Annotated in this window: 4 protein-coding genes; 2 read left to right on the top strand and 2 right to left on the bottom strand. The window is 70.3% G+C overall.

Annotation, left to right across the window (positions count from 1 at the left end; translation table 11 throughout):
- The first annotated feature begins 37 nt into the window (after positions 1–37).
- Entirely contained in the window at positions 38–1795 is a 1758-nt protein-coding gene (locus E1287_RS42460; RefSeq protein WP_131971688.1) for an OmpA family protein, read from the top strand.
- Positions 1796–1809: 14 nt separating this feature from the next.
- Here E1287_RS42460 and E1287_RS42455 read toward each other — a convergent pair whose 3' ends face one another.
- Positions 1810–2175 (bottom strand): hypothetical protein, encoded by a 366-nt coding sequence (locus E1287_RS42455; protein ID WP_131971686.1) that lies wholly within the window; start codon positions 2173–2175, stop codon positions 1810–1812.
- 196 nt (positions 2176–2371) lie between these two features.
- Here E1287_RS42455 and E1287_RS42450 point away from each other — a divergent pair, with 196 nt between their 5' ends.
- Positions 2372–2638, top strand: a complete 267-nt coding sequence (locus tag E1287_RS42450; RefSeq protein WP_279508698.1) for a DUF6458 family protein — start codon at positions 2372–2374, stop codon at positions 2636–2638.
- A gap of 63 nt (positions 2639–2701) precedes the next feature.
- On the opposite strand, the gene E1287_RS42445 is transcribed toward E1287_RS42450, so the two are convergent.
- A partial coding sequence (locus E1287_RS42445; RefSeq protein ID WP_131971682.1) for a dihydrolipoamide acetyltransferase family protein occupies positions 2702–3636 on the bottom strand: 935 nt, incomplete at its 5' end.

Below are 3636 nucleotides of genomic sequence, written 5' to 3'. Positions count from 1 at the left end.
CGGCTCCCCCTGGCCCCTCCCCCTGACCGGATGACCGATGCGCGCTCTGCCTTTCGCCGTCTCTTTCACCGGGCTCGTCCTGATCGCCGGCTGCGCCGACGCCGGCAAGGCGGAGATGAGCGATCCGCCGACGGTCGGCCTGGACGGTTCGCCCGCCACCAAGGGGTTCGCGAAGGAGGGCTGGTTCGGGAGCGCGGACGGCCTGCACGCGCGCGTCGAGCTCAAGGGCGTCGAACGGCAGGCCGCCAAGGCGGTGCTGCGCTACACCGTGACGTCGCTGGACTCGGCCACGAAGTCCGTCCCGTTCGCCATCGAGCTGCTCGACCCGGTCGGGCGCAAGCTCTACAAGCCCACCGGGTCGACGAGCGGGGCCGCGTTCGCGCCGAACGCGACCCGCGAGATGGCGGCCGAGTACCCGTCGCTCCCGCCGGATGTGCAGAAGCTCACCGTGATCACGCCGGGGACGGCGGGCGAGTTCACGGGGATTCCGGTGGGGAGCGGCTCGTCCACGCCGGGTGGTTCCGTGCCGTCCGGCGGCTTTTCGTCACCGCCTGATTTCTCGCCGCCGCCCGGCTTCTCGCCTCCGCCTGGTTTCTCCCCGCCTCCCGGGTTCTCGCCCCCACCCGGGTTCTCGCCGCCGTCAGGAGGGTTCGGGGAGCCGGGCGGGCTGGCCGCGGGGCCGTCGTCGACGCCGTCCGGCGGGTTCGATCCGTACGCGGCTCACGCGCCGTCGCCGTTGTCGCCGACTCCGGCTCCGAACCAGACTTCGCGCTCTCCTGGGACGACGCCGTCCACCGGAAACACGCCGCCTCCTGGGGCCACGCCGCCGGGGCCCGGCGCGGGCGGCAATCCCGTCGATCTGTACGACATCACCGAGAGCGAGACCAGGGACGTCGCGTCCAGTGGCTCGAACATGACGGTCGACCTGCGCGCCGACGTGCTGTTCGGCTCCGGCTCGGCGAAATTGTCGAACCGCGCGAAGGCCGTCCTGGACGAGGCCGCGCAGCAGATCAAGGCGAAGGCCACCGGCCCGGTGACCCTCGCCGGGCACACCGACACCAAGGGCGACGATCCGCAGAATCTCAAACTATCGCAGCAGCGCGCCGACGCAGTGATGAAGGAGTTGAAGACGCGGCTCAGGAGCGGGTTCACCTTCACCGCGCGCGGCAAGGGCGAGACGGAGCCGGTCGCCAGGGAGGGCGGCGCGAGCGACGCCACGGCCCGCGCCCGGAACCGCCGCGTCGAGATCTCCTACCAGGTCAAACAGTCACCGGCAGACACACCCGGCGTGCCAGGCGGGCCTGGTGCAACAGGCGGGCCCGGCGCGACTGGAGGGTCGGGGACGGTGCCCGCAACGGCGGCGTTCCGTGCGCAGGACGGGAAGACGGTCGCCAGCCGCTCTGCGAACTTCGGCGCCGCGAAACGGCGCATGGACGTCAAGCCGTTCTACCGGGACGGCGCCTACATCGTCGCCGTGTTCGAGATCGTCAACGAAGGCCCCGGAGCCACCCCGCAAGACGCCTCCTACGCGCACGCGGACTACCCCGGCGGCGTGTTCACGTCCTTCTCCATCCAGCTCACGGGCGGCAAGGACGTGTACCGCGCCGTCCGCGTCGGCCCCAGGACGCCGAACAGCCCCAGCGCCTACGTCGACCCCGGACGCGCCGTGTTCCGCACCGCCGCGAACCAGCCCGTGCGCGGATTCGTCTACCTGCCCGCCCCGTCGGGGAACGTCACGTCCGTCGTCTTCGACGCGGGACCCTTCGGCAAGTTCGACAGGGTCCCCGTCTCGTAGGCGCGGACGCCCCGTCAGCGCAACCGCTGGACGGATTCGATACCGGGAACGGCCTGCGGCTCCGGCCGCGGGTTGACGATCGCGATGAATCCGTCGCAGTGCGGGCCGTCGAAGAGCGCCCACACCTCGGCGGTTCCCCGCTCGAAGGCCCGCCAGGCGTTGTAGCGGCCGCCGGTGTTCCTGCAGCCGACGCCCTCGAAGATCATGTCGGGCGGCCCGCTCGGATGCGCGCTCTCCCAGGCGTACAGGCTGCCGGCGGCGACCGTGCTGGACGTGTTCGTCCCAGATCGTGCTTCGGCGCCGGCGGCGGGCCCCACGGCTGCGGCAGCGGCGATGACCAAGGCCCCCAGGGCAATGACGGGTCGGTGGGTGATTCGCATGACGGCTGTCTCCTCCCGAGCGCTGGTCAAGTCCGCGCCCACCGGCCTCCCTATCCTGATAGTGAGCGACTAATTACACATAGTGAGAATGTTGCCAATAGAACACCGTCCACGCCGGACGCCGCCCGTGGGTCATTGCCGATCGCGTGACGTGTGATGGACGATCTGAACGGATAGTTAAAGAGCACGCACACGGATCGTCTGGCGGAGGTCATCGATGGGTCTCGGTGTCAGTGTTTTCACGATCACGCTCGGGCTGATCCTGAAGTTCGCGATCAAGCCGGATGCGATGACCGACCCGGTGGACATCCACATCATCGGCGTCATCTTGATCATTGTCGGCGGGGCGACGTTCCTGCTCCAGTTGCTGATGATGTCCCGCATGCAGCAGCGCGGGCCGCGGTTCCAATCGAAACAGCGTGACGAGCGCATGTACGACGGGGACAACCCGCCCCGCCCCTGAACATCCGAAACGGCAAGGGCCGGTGCCGCGGCGTGCGCGGCACCGGCCCTCTGACTCTCTCGCTCAGCCCCAGGCCAGCATGCGGACGGGGTCCTCCAGCATGGCGCCGACGTCGCGGAGGACCCGCGACCCCAGCTCGCCGTCCACGATCCGGTGGTCGAACGACAATGACAGCGTGGTGACCTTCCGGATCGCCAGCTCGCCCTCGTGCACCCACGGCATGTCGCGGATCTGGCCGAACGCCAGGATCGCGGCCTCGCCCGGGGTGAGGATCGGGGTCCCGGAGTCCACCCCGAACACGCCGACGTTCGTGATCGTGATCGTCCCGTCGGACAGGTCGGCCGGGGACGCCTTGCCCGCCCGCGCCTTCTCCGTCAGCTCTTGCAGCGCGCGGGCCAGTCCCGGCAGGTCGAGGTCCTGCGCCTCCTTCACCTTCGGGACGATCAGCCCCCGCTCGGTGGCGGCCGCGATCCCCAGGTTCACGTACCGCTTGACGACGATCTCCGCGCCGGACGGGCCGTCCACCCAGGTGGAGTTGACCTGCGGGTTCCGCGCCACGGCCGTGAGCAGCGCCCGCGCCACCAGCAGCAGCGGGGAGACCTTCACGTCCGCGAACTCGGGCAGCTCCCGGAGGCGTTTCACGGTCTCCATCGTCCGGGTCACGTCCACCTGGAGGAACTCGGTGACGTGCGGCGCGGTGAACGCCGAACCGGACATCGCCGCCGCGGTCGCCTTACGGACGCCCTTGACCGGCATCCGCTCCTCGCGCGCCCCCGCCTGCGCGGGCACGGCCGGCGCCGCGCCGGACTGAGCGGCGAGTACGTCGTCGCGGGTGATCGAGCCCTGCGGGCCGGAGCCGGTGATCGTCGCGAGGTCGATCCCGAGGTCCTTCGCCATCTTCCGGACCGGTGGCTTCGCCAGCGGCAACCCGTTGTCCACAGCCTGTGGACGAGCCGACGGCGGCGGGGCCTGCCGCGGGCTGTCTCTTATACACATCT

The sequence above is a fragment of the Actinomadura sp. KC06 genome, assembly GCF_004348735.1.
Taxonomy (GTDB): domain Bacteria; phylum Actinomycetota; class Actinomycetes; order Streptosporangiales; family Streptosporangiaceae; genus Spirillospora.
This window is presented reverse-complemented; position numbering and strand designations above follow the sequence as displayed.